This window comes from Pseudomonas gregormendelii, from assembly GCF_017114825.1.
Lineage (GTDB): Bacteria > Pseudomonadota > Gammaproteobacteria > Pseudomonadales > Pseudomonadaceae > Aquipseudomonas > Aquipseudomonas gregormendelii.
Genome location: NZ_JADEVO010000010.1, coordinates 33467 through 50437, shown reverse-complemented (window position 1 = coordinate 50437; position 16971 = coordinate 33467). Strand labels below are relative to the sequence as shown.

General features: G+C 62.6%; 11 protein-coding genes. 8 read left to right on the top strand and 3 right to left on the bottom strand.

What is annotated here, in order from left to right; translation table 11 throughout:
• Nucleotides 1-191 precede the first annotated feature (191 nt).
• Genes IMW75_RS09405 through IMW75_RS09395 form a run of 3 tightly spaced genes read left to right on the top strand, consistent with a single transcriptional unit; the run spans nucleotide 192 to nucleotide 4740 of the window.
• Nucleotides 192-1364, top strand: a complete 1173-nt coding sequence (locus tag IMW75_RS09405; RefSeq protein ID WP_122838683.1) for an efflux RND transporter periplasmic adaptor subunit — start codon at nucleotides 192-194, stop codon at nucleotides 1362-1364.
• On the top strand, nucleotides 1365-3338 hold the full coding sequence (locus IMW75_RS09400; protein WP_205892452.1) for a MacB family efflux pump subunit: 1974 nt from the start codon (nucleotides 1365-1367) through the stop codon (nucleotides 3336-3338).
• 7 nt (nucleotides 3339-3345) lie between these two features.
• A complete protein-coding gene (locus IMW75_RS09395) occupies nucleotides 3346-4740 on the top strand; it encodes an efflux transporter outer membrane subunit (protein ID WP_205892451.1) in 1395 nt (464 codons plus the stop codon).
• A 146-nt stretch (nucleotides 4741-4886) separates the two neighbouring features.
• On the opposite strand, the gene pvdP is transcribed toward IMW75_RS09395, so the two are convergent.
• Nucleotides 4887-6515, bottom strand: a complete 1629-nt coding sequence (pvdP, locus tag IMW75_RS09390; protein ID WP_205892450.1) for a pyoverdine maturation tyrosinase PvdP — start codon at nucleotides 6513-6515, stop codon at nucleotides 4887-4889.
• Nucleotides 6516-6737: 222 nt separating this feature from the next.
• Between pvdP and pvdM the strand changes: the two genes are divergently transcribed.
• The 5 genes from pvdM to IMW75_RS09365 all read left to right on the top strand — a co-directional run bounded on the left by pvdM (nucleotide 6738) and on the right by IMW75_RS09365 (nucleotide 14964).
• Nucleotides 6738-8087 (top strand): pyoverdine-tailoring dipeptidase-like protein PvdM, encoded by a 1350-nt coding sequence (pvdM, locus tag IMW75_RS09385; protein ID WP_045062604.1) that lies wholly within the window; start codon nucleotides 6738-6740, stop codon nucleotides 8085-8087.
• Between the two features lie 29 nt (nucleotides 8088-8116).
• Nucleotides 8117-9397, top strand: coding sequence for a pyoverdine-tailoring periplasmic protein PvdN (gene pvdN, locus IMW75_RS09380; protein ID WP_205892449.1), 1281 nt, complete (start codon nucleotides 8117-8119; stop codon nucleotides 9395-9397).
• Between the two features lie 101 nt (nucleotides 9398-9498).
• Entirely contained in the window at nucleotides 9499-10377 is an 879-nt protein-coding gene (gene pvdO / locus IMW75_RS09375; RefSeq protein WP_205892448.1) for a dihydropyoverdine dehydrogenase, read from the top strand.
• A 221-nt stretch (nucleotides 10378-10598) separates the two neighbouring features.
• Nucleotides 10599-12248 (top strand): cyclic peptide export ABC transporter, encoded by a 1650-nt coding sequence (locus IMW75_RS09370; protein ID WP_045062599.1) that lies wholly within the window; start codon nucleotides 10599-10601, stop codon nucleotides 12246-12248.
• A 238-nt stretch (nucleotides 12249-12486) separates the two neighbouring features.
• Nucleotides 12487-14964: a TonB-dependent siderophore receptor gene (locus IMW75_RS09365; protein ID WP_205892447.1), complete on the top strand. Its 2478-nt coding sequence runs from the start codon at nucleotides 12487-12489 to the stop codon at nucleotides 14962-14964.
• Nucleotides 14965-15151: 187 nt separating this feature from the next.
• Here the strand turns inward: IMW75_RS09365 and IMW75_RS09360 are convergent, their stop codons facing one another.
• Nucleotides 15152-15499 (bottom strand): DUF6124 family protein, encoded by a 348-nt coding sequence (locus IMW75_RS09360; protein ID WP_205892446.1) that lies wholly within the window; start codon nucleotides 15497-15499, stop codon nucleotides 15152-15154.
• A gap of 487 nt (nucleotides 15500-15986) precedes the next feature.
• Complete coding sequence (locus tag IMW75_RS09355) at nucleotides 15987-16943, bottom strand: alpha/beta hydrolase (protein WP_205892445.1); 957 nt, start codon at nucleotides 16941-16943, stop codon at nucleotides 15987-15989.
• Nucleotides 16944-16971 lie beyond the last annotated feature (28 nt).

Sequence of the window (16971 nt, the reverse complement as noted above, 5' to 3'; positions counted from 1 at the left end):
CTTGGTCTTGCCCGACAAATTGTCACGGTCTATATGTGTGCCCACATGAGTCCGCGCCTAAATTCGCCGCGGCATTTCTCGTATTAAGGACAGCTCCCCGTCTCTGCCGGCCTGCCGGCAGCGTTCGACTATTGCCGGATATTCCCCGGCAGAGCGCACGACGGGTCGATTTCCATTGGCCGGAACCCTGCATGAAACGTCCCCGACACACCCGACGCGCCCTGCTTGCAGCCCTGTGTCTGATTCCCGTTATCGCCGTCGCCGCCTGGCAGATGATCCCGCCCGGTCGGGACAAGTTCGCCACAGTACAGGTCACCCGGGGTGACATCGAAAGCAGTGTCACCGCGCTGGGCACCCTGCAACCCCGGCGCTATGTCGACGTCGGTGCCCAGGCTTCCGGGCAGATACAGAAGATCCACGCGGAGGTCGGTGATGTGGTCAAGGAAGGTCAGTTGCTGGTGGAAATTGATCCGTCCACCCAACAGGCCAGACTCGATGCCGGGCGCTTCTCGATTGAAAATCTCAAGGCGCAGCTTGAAGAACAGCGGGCCCAGCACGCGCTGGCGCGGCAAAAATTCCAGCGCCAGCAGCAGCTCAAGGCTGGCGGGGCGACCCGCGAAGAAGACGTGCAAACGGCCCAGGCCGAACTGCGCGCCACCCAGGCGCGCATCGACATGTTCCAGGCACAGATTCGCCAGGCACAGGCCAGCCTGCGCAGCGATCAGGCGGAACTTGGCTACACGCGCATCTATGCGCCGATGGCCGGCACCGTCGTCGCCCTGGACGCCCGGGAGGGCCAGACCCTCAACGCCCAACAGCAAACTCCGCTGATTCTGCGCATCGCCAAGTTGTCGCCGATGACGGTCTGGGCCGAAGTTTCGGAGGCCGATATCGGCCACGTCAAACCCGGCATGCAGGCCTGGTTCACCACCTTGAGCGGCGGCAACCGCCGCTGGAGCAGCACCGTACGGCAGATACTTCCGGTGCCGCCCAAACCTCTGGACCAAACCAGCCAGGGCGGCGGCAGCCCGGCCAGTTCGAGCAAGAGCGGCAGCGCGCGAGTGGTCTTGTACACCGTGTTGCTCGACGTCGACAACGCCGACAACGCCCTGATGGCGGAGATGACCACCCAGGTATTTTTCGTCTCCGACCAGGCCAGGAATGTCCTCACCGCCCCCATCGCCGCCCTGCAAGCCGGTACCCAAGCCGACCAGCAGACCGCCCAGGTTGTCGCTGAAAATGGCAGCCTGCAGCAACGCATTGTGCGCACTGGCATCAGCGACCGCCTGCGGGTGCAGATCCTCGACGGCCTGGAGGAAGGTGATCACCTGCTCATCGGCACGGCCAGCGGGAGTGGCGGCTGAATGCTGACGCCCCTGATCGACCTGCAGGACATTCGCAAATCCTATGGCGGTGGCGACGCCCCTGAAGTCCACGTGTTGCGCGGTATCGACCTGTCGATCCACGCCGGGGAGTTCGTGGCGATCGTTGGCGCCTCCGGCTCCGGCAAGTCGACCCTGATGAATATCCTCGGCTGCCTCGACCGCCCGACCTCGGGTGAGTACCGCTTCGCCGGAGAAAATGTCGCCGGCCTCGACAGCGACGAGCTGGCCTGGCTGCGCCGTGAAGCCTTCGGGTTTGTCTTCCAGGGGTACCACCTGATTCCGTCTGGCTCTGCCCAGGAAAACGTCGAGATGCCGGCCATTTATGCCGGCACGCCAGCGGCTGAAAGGCACGCACGCGCCGCCGCCCTGCTCGACCGCCTGGGCCTGGCCTCACGCACCGGCAATCGTCCGCACCAGCTTTCCGGCGGCCAGCAACAACGGGTGTCGATTGCCCGCGCCTTGATGAACGGCGGCCATATCATCCTCGCCGACGAACCCACTGGCGCCCTCGACAGCCACAGCGGCGCCGAGGTCATGACCTTGCTCGACGAACTGGCAAGCCAGGGCCACGTGGTCATCCTGATCACCCACGATCGCGAAGTGGCGGCGCGGGCCAAGCGCATCATTGAGATTCGCGACGGGCTGATCATCAGCGACAGCGCCCTGGACAACCCCCAGGTGCAGACCTCGGCCAATCCTGGCGCGCTGCAGGCGGTGGACCTGCGCAAGCGCCTGGCCGAGGGCGCCGAAGCCACTGGCGCCTGGAAAGGTGAACTGGTGGACGCGGTGCAAGCCGCCTGGCGAGTGATGTGGATCAACCGCTTTCGCACCGCGCTGACCCTGCTGGGGATCATCATCGGCGTTGCGTCGGTGGTGGTGATGCTGGCTGTTGGGGAAGGCAGCAAACGCCAGGTCATGGCGCAGATGGGTGCATTCGGTTCCAATATCATTTACCTCAGCGGTTCATCGCCGAACCCGCGAACCCCCTTGGGCATCGTCACCCTGGACGAGGTCAAGGCGGTCGGCAGCCTGCCGCAGGTGACCCGCATCATGCCGGTCAACGGCCAGGAAGCCGGGGTGCGTTTTGGCAACCTGGACCACCTCAGCTACGTCGGTGGCAACGACACCAACTTCCCGGCGATCTTCAACTGGCCCGTGGTCGAAGGCAGCTACTTTACCGAGGCGGACGAACAGAACGCTGCGGCGGTCGCGGTGATTGGCCACAAGGTGCGGCACAAGCTGCTGAAGAATGTCGCCAACCCGATCGGCCAGTACATCCTCATCGAAAACGTGCCGTTCCAGGTGGTCGGCGTGCTCGCGGAAAAAGGCGCCAGCTCCGGCGATTCCGACAGCGACGACCGCATTGCCATTCCGTATTCAGCGGCGAGTGTGCGCCTGTTCGGCACCCAGAACCCGGAGTACATCGCCATCGCCGCGGCTGATGCGCGCAAGGTCAAGGAAACCGAACAGGCCATCGAGCAGTTGATGTTGCGCCTGCATAACGGCAAGAAAGATTTCGAACTGACCAACAACGCGGCGATGATCCAGGCCGAAGCGCGCACGCAAAATACCCTGTCGCTGATGCTCGGTTCGATTGCCGCGATCTCCTTGCTGGTGGGCGGGATTGGCGTGATGAACATCATGCTCATGACTGTCCGCGAGCGCACCCGCGAGATCGGTATCCGCATGGCCACCGGTGCCCGTCAGCGCGACATTCTGCGCCAGTTCCTGACTGAGGCCGTGATGCTCTCGGTGGTCGGTGGGCTCGCCGGCATCGCCCTGGCGCTGATCGTCGGCGGCGTGCTGATTCTCAGTGAAGTGGCGGTCGCGTTCTCCTTGATAGCGGTGCTCGGCGCCTTTGGCTGCGCCCTGGTCACCGGTGTTGTCTTCGGCTTCATGCCGGCCCGCAAAGCTGCCCGACTCGACCCGGTCACGGCCCTTACCAGTGAATGATCGATTTATGAAGCCGCCACTCAGCCTGTTGACCCTCTGCCTGTTGCTCAGCGCCTGCGGCACTCCCGTCCAGCGTCCGGACAGTGGCCTGCAGACCCCTGCCGCCTGGCAATCGCCGCACAACACTGGCGCCGCCCGCAGCAATACCCAGTGGTGGTCGCAGTTCGGCAGCCCGCAGCTTGGCCTGCTGGTGGAACAGGCCCGCTTGGGCAGTTTCGACCTGGCTGCGGCGATGGCCCGGGTCCGTCAGGCCCAGGCCGAGACGGTGGTGGCCGGCGGCTCGCAGTTACCTGAGCTCAAGGCCGGCCTGAATGCCAATCGCCAGAAGCTGCTGCGTGGTAATGGTTACAGCCAGCTGGACGCCGACAGCAGTAACAAGGCGGTGGACTACTTCGACGCCAACCTCAGTGCCAGCTACGAAATCGATTTCTGGGGGGGCCAGCGTGCGTCTCGCGACAGTGCGCTATTCGCGCTGCAGGCCAGCGAATTCGATCAGGCCACGGTCGAGTTGACCCTGCAGAGCAGCGTCGCCAATGGTTATGCACAAACCTTGTCTCTGCGCGAACAGCAGCGCATCGCCGAGTTGAACCTGGCCAACGCCCGGAGCGTGCTTAACCTGGTGCAGACCCGTTACGACTCGGGCTCGGCCACGGCCCTGGAACTGGCGCAGCAGAAGAGCCTGGTGGCGGCGCAGCAACGGCAATTGCCGCTGGTGCAGCAGCAGGCCCAGGAGGCGCAGGTCAACCTCGCTGCCCTCCTTGGCCAGCCAGTGCAACAGCTGTCGTTGGGCCAGGAGCGCTTCGATCAACTGGTATGGCCCACCATCGCCGCCGGCGTGCCCAGCGAGCTGCTCAGCCGTCGCCCGGACATCGCCAGGGCAGAAGCGCAGCTGGCGGCCGCACAGGCCGACGTGACCGTCGCCCGGGCGGCCATGCTGCCCACGGTAACCCTGAGTGCCGACCTGGGTTCAGGCGCCGATCGCGCGGCGGATATCCTGCGCAGCCCGTTCTACAACCTCACCGCAGGATTGCTCGCACCGGTGTTCAACAATGGGCGCCTGGGCGCCGAACGTGACAAGGCCACGGCTCGCCAGGAAGAGCTCCTGGAGAACTATCGCGGGGCGATCATCAATGGTTTCGCCGACGTGGAAAAAGCCCTGAACAGCATTCGCGGGCTGGATCAGCAGCGGCAGTGGCAAGGGGAGGAGCTGAACCAGGCCCAGACGGCGTTCAACATCGCGCAGAATCGCTATCAGGCCGGGGCCGAGGACTTGCTGACGGTGCTGGAGACCCAGCGCACCTTGTATGCGGCGCAAGACCTGAATGTACAGCTGCGGCTGGCGCGGTTGCAGGCCAGTGTAGCGCTGTATAAAGCGTTGGGTGGAGGGTGGCGGGCGCTGTGATGGGCGTGTCCATGAGGACCCCTTCGCGGGCAAGCCCGGCTCCCACAGTGATCTGCGCCGAACACAAATGCTGCGTCCACCACCAATACCTGTGGGAGCGGCGGTGCGACGATTCGACTTGCCCGCGATGAACGATAACGCGGCCTTCAAGCCTGGCTTTGCCTGGCCTTCAAATGCCGCGCATACCAGGGCCGCTGCGGTACCTTGCGCAACAGCCCGGCCAGTTTCTGCTCATCCTCACCAAAAGTAATGCGCAGCGCCAGCTTCATGGTTTCCGGGTCCATCTCCATTGACGTGCCCGCCTGCAAACCCGGTGTGGTGCTGCAACCATGAGTCCCCGGCCCCAGCCACGGGTCATCCACCTCAACCCAGCGCCCCGGCGCAAACCACGCCACGCCATTGACCTCCAGGCGACTGACCTGCCCCGGATGAAAACGCTCGTGGGCGCGGAACCAGTCTTCCAGTCGATCATCGATCCAGCCGTGAAAATGCCAGAATACCGGGCTCACATGGGAGGAAAAGGGGTCGCCGAGAAAATCGTTCTCTGCGGCAAACCAGCGCGCGGAAAAGTCCGAGGGGTCACGGGCAAACGGCACCGGCTGGCCATTGGACGGATCGCGCGGCACCGAGGCCCAGCGCATGTGCAGCCAGTCGTGCAGGCCCAACTCGACCTCGGAACCGAACTGCCCCAGCGTCAGCTTCGACAGATAACGTGGATCACGATAACGCGACTCCCACACCTGGAAATTGCTGTGGTAGGTCTCGGCCGTCTTGATGTCGGCCACCCACTGCGAGTACTCGGCATCGTCGTCGGCCAGCCAGGTGGGCGGCAAAGACGTGCCATCGTGATTATCGAAGTAGCGGGCGAAGCCGATTCGATCCCGCGCCAGTTCCGGCTGCGGCAGGGGAAAATGCGGCCACGACGGCAAATCCTGCATGGAGCGCGCCGTACCGAGCATGTGCCGGTGCATGAAGAAAAAATCCACACCGGAGCCATTGCGATCCTTGCGCGTGCCCCGGGCATCGCGCTCTTTGTTCCGCGGCCCGGGCTGCCAGCCGATACCGCGCAGGGCGTTGCGCTTGTCTTCGGGCAAGGTATGCCACTTGTCCCGGGAGGCGTGCCACAGCTGGTGGAACAGCCGATGCTCCGGCGAAATCAGCCAGGCCAGCAGTGTCGGGTTGAGGCCCGTGCGCTCACGCGCTTCGGGAAACACCCGCTTGAGCGCGATAAAACGATTGTCCTGGGCAGTCATCATCAAGGGCCGATCCAGGTTCAATACCCGGCCGCTGAGCGTCGCGCTGCCGGCGTTGCCGAAACCCGCCCAGACTTCGTCCAGGGACATGCTGAATTCGTAATCCGGGGTGTCGTGCAGTGCATCGGCGCTGATCAAGCGCCAGCTGAGCTCGGCGGGTTTGGCATCCGCCAGGTCACCCAGCACCCGGTAGCGCGGGGCTGCAGTGGCGCGCAAGCGCTCGGCGGTGTCGAGGCAACCGGTGAGGCCGCGGCCCTTGTGGCCGATGTCGAGAAACAGTTCCAGGCCATCCCGGGGCAAGCCTTCGATACCGGCATCATGCCCCTCGAAGCGGATCTGCCAGACGCCGCGCAGGGTATTCGCCAGGTGCTGGCCAGCAACATCCGTCACGTCGAACGTCGCTTCGCCGGGGGTGATCGTCGGGTCCGGCCGGGTCCATTCACGATGCCCATAATAAGCCGCAGGCACGGCGGCACCGGTCAGCGCCAGGCCTGCCATGAACCATCGTCGAGAAATCGTCATTGCCCTACCTGTGTCAGCCATGAAGCAGGCTTTATCCAAGTTAGAACGTTTGTTGCCTTCAAGAATTTAAGCGCATCTCGGGCAAGCCTTGCTCCCACAGGGATCTCCATATGGGCCCGCACGCTCATCTAAATTTTCCCACCGGTCAATCGTTCTTCCCAGATAACCGTTCTTCCCAGATAACCAAGGCCCCTGCGGCCGGCGAACCTGACTGAGATGGCAATGACAAAACCACGTTCGAAAAAGGCGCTCTACATCGGCCTGCCGCTGGTGCTGGCCATCAGCGCCGGAGCCGGCTTTGCGGCCTGGGGCTACTGGTTCAAGGACAACCCCGGCTACCCGGTCAAGGTGATGAAGCAAGCCGATGAACTGCAAGAGCGAATCCTCTCCTTCGACAGCCACGTCACCCTACCGCTCGACTTCGGCACCGCCGGCAATGAGGCCGACAAGGATGGCAGCGGCCAGTTCGACCTGGTCAAGACCGCACGCGGACGCCTGTCCGGCGCGGCCCTGACCATTTTCGGCTGGCCGGAAATCTGGAATGGCGAAAACGCTCCGCACCGCCCCACTGCGGGGTTTGTCGACGAGGCGCGATTCGAGCAGGAAACCCGCTACAAGATCATCAGCACCCTGGTGCGCGACTTTCCCAACCAGGTCGGCATCGCCTACACCCCGGACGACTTCCGGCGCCTGCATGGCGAAGGCAAGTTCGCCATCTTCATGAGCATGCTCAACGCCTACCCGCTGGGCAACGACCTCAACGCCCTGGACAAGTGGGCCGCGCGCGGCATGCGCATGTTTGGCTTCAGCTACGTGGGCAACAACGCCTGGGCTGACTCCTCGCGGCCGCTACCGTTTTTCAACGACTCGCGCGACGCCCTAGGCGGCCTGTCGGAGACCGGCAAGCAGGCCGTGCACCGGCTCAACGACCTCGGGGTGATCATCGACGTGTCGCAAATGTCGACCAAAGCCCTGGAGCAGGTCGCGCAACTAAGCCGCACACCGATGGTGGCCTCGCACTCGGCGCCACGGGCGCTGGTGGACATTCCGCGCAACCTCAGCGACGCGGAGATGCAGCTGATCAAGCAGAGCGGCGGCGTGGTCCAGATCGTTGGCTTCCCGACCTACATCCGCCCGCTCAGCCAGGCGACCCAGGACAAGCTCAACGCCTTGCGCGCACGCTTCGACCTGCAACCGCTGCAGGGGCTGGAGATGGCCTTGATGCCCGGCGACCCGATCATCACCGTCTGGCCGCAGCAACGCTTCGGCGAGTACGCCAGCCAGCTGTACGCAATAGTCGACGAAGAGCCCAAAGCCACCCTCAAGGACTACGGCGACGCCATCGACTACGCCGTGAAAAAAATCGGCATCGACCATGTCGGCATCAGCTCCGACTTCAACGACGGCGGCGGTCTGGACGGCTGGAAAGATGTCAGCGAAGCCCGCAACGTGACGGCGGAGCTGATCAGTCGCGGTTACAGCGAAGCCGACATCGCCAAACTCTGGGGCGGCAATTTCCTGCGGGTGTGGGCCCAGGTACAGCAGTCGTCGAAACCGCTGGCGAACAACTGATGCCCACTTTGCAAAAGCGAACCTGACCCATGACCAACCGTCGATCATTCCTCAAGCAGGCCGGCATCCTCGCGGCGGGCCTGCCCCTGGGTGCCGCTGCAGGCCTGCCGGCCCTGGCGGCTAATCCGGCGCCATTGCCGAAAGACAAATGGTCGCAGTTGCGCCGGCTATTCAACCAGGACCCCGACTACCTGCACTTCGCCAACTTCCTGGTGACTTCGCACCCAAGGCCTGTGCGCGAGGCCATCGAGAGGCATCGCGCCCACCTTGATCGCAACCCCGGCCGGGCCATGGACTGGGACCTGGGGGAAACCGAGAAGCGCGAACAGCAAGTGCGCGAATGGGCCGCACGCTACCTCAACGCCAGGCCCGAACAGATCGCCCTCACCGGCAGTACCACCGAAGGCTTGTCGCTGATCTACGGCGGCATCCATGTGCGTGCGGATCAGGAAATCCTCACCACCGAGCACGAGCACTACGCAACCCACTACGCGCTGGACTACCGCCAGCAGAAAGACGGCGTGAAAGTGCGCAAGCTCAAGTTGTTCGAGAACAGCCGCGAGGTGTCGGTGGATGAAGTGCTGGGCTCGATTGCCAAGGGCATACGCCCCAACACCCGGGTACTGGGCATGACCTGGGTGCAATCGGGGTCCGGCGTGAAACTGCCCATTGCTGAAATCGGCAAGCTGGTGGAAGAACATAACCGCAACCGTACGGACCAGGATCGCATCCTGTATGTGGTCGACGGCGTGCACGGTTTTGGCGTCGACGATCTGGATTTTCCCGACATGCACTGCGACTTCTTTATTGCCGGCACCCATAAATGGATGTTCGGCCCGCGCGGCACCGGGATCATCTGCGCCCGCTCGGCCGAGCTCAAGGACGTGACGCCGACCATTCCGACCTTTTCCGAAGCTACCGCTTTCTCGACCATCATGACCCCCGGCGGCTACCACAGCTTTGAACATCGCTGGGCGCTGGATGAGGCGTTCAAGCTGCACCTGGAACTGGGCAAGGCCCAGGTGCAGGCACGCATCCATGGGCTGAACACCTATGCCAAGAATCGCCTGCTGGAGCACCCGCAGATGGAACTGGTCACCCCCTTGAGCCCGGACCTGTCGGCCGGCTTCAGCTTCTTCCGGGTCAAGGGGCGCGACTGCGAAACGGTCGCCGCACAGCTGATGAAGAACCGGGTGGTGTGCGACTCGGTGGACCGCGATGTCGGCCCGGTCATTCGCATTGCGCCAGGCCTGCTCAACAGCGAACACGAGATCGACCGCTTCATGGCCTTGCTGGGCAACACCGTCTGATGCCTGCCCCCCGGTATGACACGTACCCCTTGTGGGAGCGCGCTTGCTCGCGCCCAAAAGGGAATGTCCACGCCCTCAGTTTTTCTTTCGACGAGACACCCATGAAAAGCAATCTGATAGTCCTGCCGCTCAAGGCGCTCGCCCTCACCGCACTCATCGCCGCACTGGCCCCAACCACCGCCCAGGCGGCCGCCGCGCCGCAACCGGGCAACGTATTCAAGGACTGCCGCGACTGCCCGGAAATGGTCGTGCTGCCCGCCGGCACTTTCACCATGGGCACGCCGGAAGACGAAGTCGGCCGCGAACCCGACGAGGGCCCGATGCACGAGGTGACCTTCGCCAAGCCATTCGCCATGAGCCGCTTCCAGGTCACCGCCGGCGAGTGGGACAGCTACGTGCGCGAAAGTGGCGTGACCATCGCCAATGGCGACACCCGCCCCGGACGCGAATGCATTGCCAGCAAGCCACGCTATCCCCAGGGCGCGCGTCAGCCGGCGGTGTGCATGAACTTCGATGACGTGAAGAACTACGTCGCCTGGCTGTCGAAAAAGACCGGCCAGACCTACCACATGGTCAGCGAGGCCCAACGCGAATACGCCGCCCGCGGTGGCAGCCAGGGCCCCTTCCCTTTTCCGTTCGACGAGGGCAAGGCGTACAGCATCGCCAAACACGCCAACACCTATGGCCCGGCCGACGGCTACAGCTACAGCTCGCCGGTGGGCAGCTACCCGGCCAATGCCTTCGGCATGTACGACATGCACGGCAATGTCTATGAGTGGGTGCAGGACTGCGAACACCCCAACTACGTCGGCGCGCCTGCCGATGGCAGCGCCTGGCTCGAAGCCAATTGCGAGGCCGTACGGATTCGCGGCAACGACTGGGGCGAAGCACCGGTGTTTTCACGCTCGGGCAATCGCAACAGCCAATACCCGCAAGAGCGCGGGGACTGGATCGGGTTTCGCGTAGTGCGCGATCGGTAGGAGCTGCCGAAGGCTGCGATCTTTTGATTTTGATTTTGATTTTTAAGAGCAAGATCAAAAGATCGCAGCCTTCGGCAGCTCCTACGGGAGGTTTGGGCGTTCTGGAGATCGCTATCTCGACAGGCATTGATTCTCTGCCGCCAGTCGCCACCCTGCTAAATTAACCCCCGCACCAGACGTTCTACTGGGTATCTGCCTTTATACCCAAGGAACCGTCTTCCATGACCCAGCCTCCCCGTGGCGCCATCGGCGAATTGTTCGCCCTGTTGAAACCCTTTCGGCTGATCGTCGCCGCCTCCATCTTCCTGGGCATGGTTGGCGGCCTGAGCGTCACGGTGTTGCTGGCGACCATCAACAACGCGCTGCACTCCGAAACCGGTTTGACCCAGGGTGTGGTCGCGCTGTTCGCCGGCCTGTGCCTGCTGGCGCTGGCCAGTTCGATCTGCTCGGACATCGGCACCAACTACGTCGGCCAGCACATCATCGCCAAGCTGCGCAAACAGCTGGGCGAGAAGGTCCTCTCGGCCCCCATCGAGCAGATCGAGCGCTACCGCAGCCATCGCCTGATCCCGGTGCTGACCCATGACGTCGACACCATCAGCGACTTCGCCTTCGCCTTCGCACCACTGGCGATTTCGCTCACGGTCACCCTGGGCTGCATGGGCTACCTCGCCATCCTGTCGTGGCCGATGTTCCTGATCATGGTTGCCGCGATCCTGATCGGCACGGCGATCCAGGCCTATGCCCAAAGCAAGGGTGTGCAAGGGTTCATGGCCGCCCGCGATGCCGAGGACGAGCTGCAAAAGCACTACAACGCGATCGCCGAAGGCGCCAAGGAGCTGCGCATCCATCGCCCCCGCCGCCAGCGCATGTACGTCTCGGGCATCAAGGCCACCGCCGAATTCATCTGCAACACCCAGGTGCGCTCGATCAACACCTTCGTCATCGCCAAGACCTTCGGCTCCATGCTGTTCTTCGTGGTCATCGGCCTGGCCCTGGCGCTGCAAACCTACTGGCCCAGCGCCGACAAGACCGTGATGAGCGGCTTTGTGCTGGTGCTGCTGTACATGAAAGGCCCTCTGGAGCACCTGATCAGCACCCTGCCGATCGTCAGTCGCGCGCAAATCGCGTTCCGCCGGATCGCCGAGCTGTCCGAGCAATTTTCCACCCCTGAGCCGCACTTGCTCCTCAGCGATCAGGGCCAGGTCAAACAGGCGGTGCATGAGCTGAAACTGGCTGATGTGCGGTTCACTTTCCCAGCCGCCGAAGATGCCGCGCCGTTCCAGCTGGGCCCGGTGAGCCTGACGATCAAGCAAGGCGACATCACCTTTATCGTCGGCGAAAACGGTTGTGGCAAGACCACGCTGATCAAGTTGCTGCTGGGCCTGTACACCCCGCAACAGGGCGAAATCCGCGTCAACGGCGAGGCGATTGACTCGCACAATCGCGACGACTATCGCCAGCTGTTCACCACCATTTTTGCCGACTACTACCTGTTCGACGACGTGATCCAGGGCGACCAGCACATCCCCGAAGACGCCAACCAATACCTGCAGCGCCTGGAGATCGCCCACAAGGTCAGCGTCAAGGATGGCAACTTCACCACCACCGACCTGTCCACCGGCCAGCGCAAACGCCTGGCACTGGTCAATGCCTGGCTCGAAGAGCGCCCGGTGCTGGTGTTCGATGAATGGGCTGCCGATCAGGACCCGACCTTCCGCCGCATCTTCTACACCGAACTGCTACCGGACCTGAAACGCCTGGGCAAGACCATCATCGTGATCTCCCACGACGACCGTTACTTCGACGTCGCCGACCAGTTGGTGCGCATGGAAAGCGGCCGGGTGGTTACCGAACCCGTCAGTGCCTGAAAACCGGCTGCACACACCTGTGGGAGCGGGCTTGCTCGCGAAAGGGCCAGCACATTCTGCATGAGTGTTATCTGACCCACTGCTTTGGCGACCAAGCCCGCGTCCACAGGCAGTGCTTTATCGGGTCCGGCGAATTTTATTTGCACGTTTCTTTCCGGTTTTACCTGCGCGCCCCGTCTTAATAATCATTCTTATTCAAAAAAAACTGCACAACACTTTTCAGGAGCTCAGGTAAGTAATGCGACCTCTCACCCGCCGCACACCTCTCGCACTGGCCGTACAGCGCCCGACGCTGCATCGCAGCCTGTTTACCAGCGTACTGCTGACCGCCACCTTGCTGGGGAGCTCGATGGTCAATGCGGCACCTGTAAAAGTGAGTATCCCGGTGCAGCCGCTGTCCAGCGCGCTGACCGAGTTGGGCATGCAGACCAACCTGCAGATCCTCTACAGCCCTGACCAGGTCGCCGGGATCAAGTCCCGCGCAGTCTCCGGTTCGCTGGAGCCGTCCCAGGCCCTGGCGGAACTGCTCAAGGGCAGCGGCATCTCTTTCCAGATCAACGGCAACACCGTGACGCTGGTGTCCGGTGGCAGCTCGAGCCTGCAATTGGGCGCCACCACCATCTCCGGCCAGGCGCTGGGCCTGACCACCGAAGACACGGGCTCCTACACCACCGGTGCAACGACCACGGCGACCAAGCTGCCATTGACCCTGCGCGAGACCCCACAATCGGTGACCGTGGTGACTCGCCAGCAGATGGATGATCGCGGCGCGCAGAGCGTCGGCGACGTGCTGCGCAACACCCCCGGGGTGACCACGCAAAAGTACGACAGTGACCGTACCGAGTTCTCCGCCCGTGGCTTTGCGATCACCAACTTTCAGTACGATGGCGTCAACCAGCCGTACGACGGTGTCTACGGCGAAAACCCCAACAACAGCGACGACTCGGCCAGCCTCGATCGCGTCGAAGTCATCAAGGGTGCTACCGGCCTGATGACCGGCGCGGGCGACCCGTCCGCCACCGTCAACCTGGTGCGCAAGAAGCCGACCAAGGATTTCAAGGCATCGGTCAGCGCCACCGCAGGCTCCTGGGATAACTACCGCACCGAAGGCGACATTTCCGGCTCGTTGAACGACTCCGGCACTGTGCGTGGGCGCTTCGTCGGCGCTCTTCAGGACAAAGATTCGTACATCGACCACTACAGCCAGAAGAAAGACCTGTTCTACGGCGTCCTCGAAGCCGACCTGACCGACGATACCTTGCTGACCCTGGGCGTCGACAAGTCCAGCGCGACGCCGCGCGGCAGTTCCTGGACAGGTAATGCGCCCTACTTCACCGATGGCGGCCGCACCGATTTCTCCCGCAGTTTCAACCCGGGCGCAGACTGGAGCCGTCGTGATTTCGACAGCGTCACCTACTTTGCCTCGCTGGAACAGGCGCTGGCCAATGACTGGAAATTCAAAGCCAGCTTCGACCAGAAAACCACCGATCACGACACCCAGCTGGCCTCTGCCAGCGGTGGCTACGCCGACCGTGCCACGGGCGAAGGTAACTTTCTGTACTGGGGACGCTGGGAAGGCCATCGCGTACAAAACACCGCTGACGTGAGCGTTTCCGGTCCTTTTACCCTGGGTGGCCGCGAGCATGAATTGGTCGCCGGCTTCATGGCAGCCCACTCGCGCCAGACCGGGGCAACCTACGACACCAGCGCCTTTGAACTGGTCCCGGGCAGCATCTACGACTGGAACGGCACCCTGCCCAAGCAGGAGTTTCCGAAAAACGGCAAGTACGAACGCACCCAAAGCCAGAACGGCCTGTACCTGGCCACCCGCCTGCGTCCGACCGACGACCTGTCGTTCATCCTTGGCAGCCGCCTGAGCACGTTCAAGTACAACGAAGACTACTCCTACTACCCGGGTGGCAGCCTGACCGACACCCATGCCAGCTACAAGGAACACGGGGTAGTCACGCCCTACGCCGGTGTGGTCTACGACCTGAACGAGACCTACTCGGTCTACGGCAGCTACACCAAGATCTACCAGCCGCAGATCAACAAGGACATCAACGGCTCGACCCTGGCACCGGTTGAAGGCGACAGCTACGAAACCGGTCTGAAAGCCGCCTACCTCGACGGTCAACTGAACGCCAGCCTGGCCTTCTTCCGCATCGAGCAGGATAACGTCGCGCAATCGGTCGGTACCGATCTGAACACCGGCGATGGCATCTTCGAAGCCACAGACGGCGCCACCACCAATGGCGTGGAACTGGAACTGGCCGGCGAACTGGCACCGGACTGGAACGTTTCGGCCGGCTACACCTACGCCCGCACCCGCGACAAGGACCATCAGCGCATCTACGGTTTCCCGCTGGCCACCAGCAAGCCGGAACACGTGATCCGCACGTTCACCACCTACCGCCTGCCCGGCGCGCTTAACCAGGTCACCGTCGGCGGTGGCATCAGCTGGCAGAGCGCGTTCTACGGCCTGAGCTACAGCCCGGACGTGGGCGGCGGCGAAGGCGGCGAGACCTCACTCAAGCAAGGCGGCTACACCCTCGTCGACCTGATGACCCGCTACAACTACGACGATCACCTGAGCTTCACCGTCAATGCCAACAACGTCTTCGACAAGAAATACCTGTCGGGCCTTGGCAACTTCGGCACCACGTTCTACGGCGAGCCGCGCAACCTGCAGCTGACCGCGAAGTATGATTTCTGAGCGATAGGCTGAAATGAAAATGCCCGCTTCTTTCGAAGCGGGCATTTTTTTATTGTTAAAAGCAACATCAAAAGATCGCAGCCTTCGGCAGCCCCTACGGGTGTACCCACCATCCTGTAGGAGCTGCAGAAGGCTCGGGCCGCGTTCGGACGATCTTTTGACTTTAATATGTTTGATCCGTCAGCAGCTACTCAGAACATCCAAGCTGATCCAGCGCCCGATTCACTACCAACTCCCCCATCATGATCACCTGCGCAATCCCCAACAAGGCATTGCGCGAACTGCCCTCCATTTGATCCACCAGATCGGTGACCATGACATTGGCCGACGCCAGCGACTCGCAGGCATAGGCCAGCAAGGTTTCGGTGTCGAGCTCGGGGTTGACGGTGAACAGCGTGCAGAGTTTGCGCGGGGTGGCTTTGATGTCGGCGATCGAGGGCCGGGGTGCGGCAGTTTGGTGGGGGCCAGGTGAATCGGAATTATCAGGGGCTGTTGTCGGATCAGTGTCCGGCGGGTTGGGCGTTACCTTGAACATAGATGAAACTCCATATGTGACTAAAGGAGCCCTCACCCTCGCTACCAAACGAAGGTGGCGGCCATACGGAGGTTGGTAGACCGGTACATATGGCAAAACCGGCGCGCTCGAAAGCGCCCTGCGCACGGCCACCATATTTCAAATGCCAGAAGCACCTTGATCAGGTGACGTTATGCGTCATATGTACGAGGGCTACCAAACCCGATCGCTGTTTTCCAGCGACCACGCAACGATAGCGCCCGCACCCAAGGCGCACAAGTCGGCGGATTCTGACGTACCTGTAGGCAATGGCGCAAGGCGTTGTAGCCTGCAGGAAGTAATCATGGGCACGATTAAACACACAGCATCAATCGCTGTTTAAAGAACAAAACTCTATTGGGTTGTGTCCTCAAGACATGCGAAATTTTGCCGCCACCATCGCACCACACAAACTTGCCCGGAAAATCGTAATCCCCGTTTGAGGGATCGCGAGTGTTGTCGCTGCAGATCACAATCTTGCCCGCACCCACCCCGCCACTTGCGCGTGAATCCCTTCCACTTCGCTCAACAACCCACCCATGCGCATGAAGTCATGGGTCATCCCCGGTTGTTCCAGCAGCGTCATTTCATTCCCCGCCTCGCGCAGTCGTTCGGCGTATGCCAGCCCTTCGTCGTGCAACGGATCGTGCCCGGCCAGGTAGACCAGTGCCGGTGCGAGTCCTGCCAGGTCTTGTGCCAGTAATGGCGAGCAGCGCCAGTCCGCGAGGTCGGCGGGGGTGCGGCTGTAGTGGCTGTAGAACCAGTCCAGTGTCGGGGTTTCGAGCAGGTAGCCTTCGGCGAAATCCCGGTGGGAGGGGCGTTTGGTGGTGGCGTCGGTGACGGGGTAGACCAGTACCTGGGCCTTGGGTTTGAGTTGCAATTCTGCGGGGGTTTGTATCGCGATAATCGAGAGGACGGTGGCCAGGGTTGCACCGACGCTGTCGCCGGCCAAGGCTGCGCGGATGGCATCCAGGCCCTGGGCGGCGCCTTCTCGGGCCAGCCAGTTGGCGGCATCGCAGGCGTCCTGGATCGGGGTTGGGAATTGCCATTCAGGGGCCAGGCGGTAATCGACCGTCAGGAGGTCGAAGCCGCCTTGGGCGACGAGGCGCCGGCACAGGGCGTCGTGGGAGTCGAGGCTGCCGACGACGTAGCCGCCGCCGTGGAAGTACAGGATGACGGGTTGCAAGCCTTCGACCGGGTTGGCGTCGCGGTACAGGCGGGCCGGAAGGTTGTGGCCGTCTCTTGCGGGGAGGGTGAAGTGTTCGCAGTTGATGTGGGTCAGTGGGGTGTCGAGGAAGCTTGAGGAGGCTTCGAAATCGCTGCGGGCCTGTTCTGGGGTGAGGTCGTGCATGGGGCGGCTTTTGCCGGTGAGACGGCCGAATTCGGCGAGTTCAAGGAAGGCTTCGAGTTCGGGCAGGACGGGCATGGGGGGATCCTTTTACACAATAATCGGT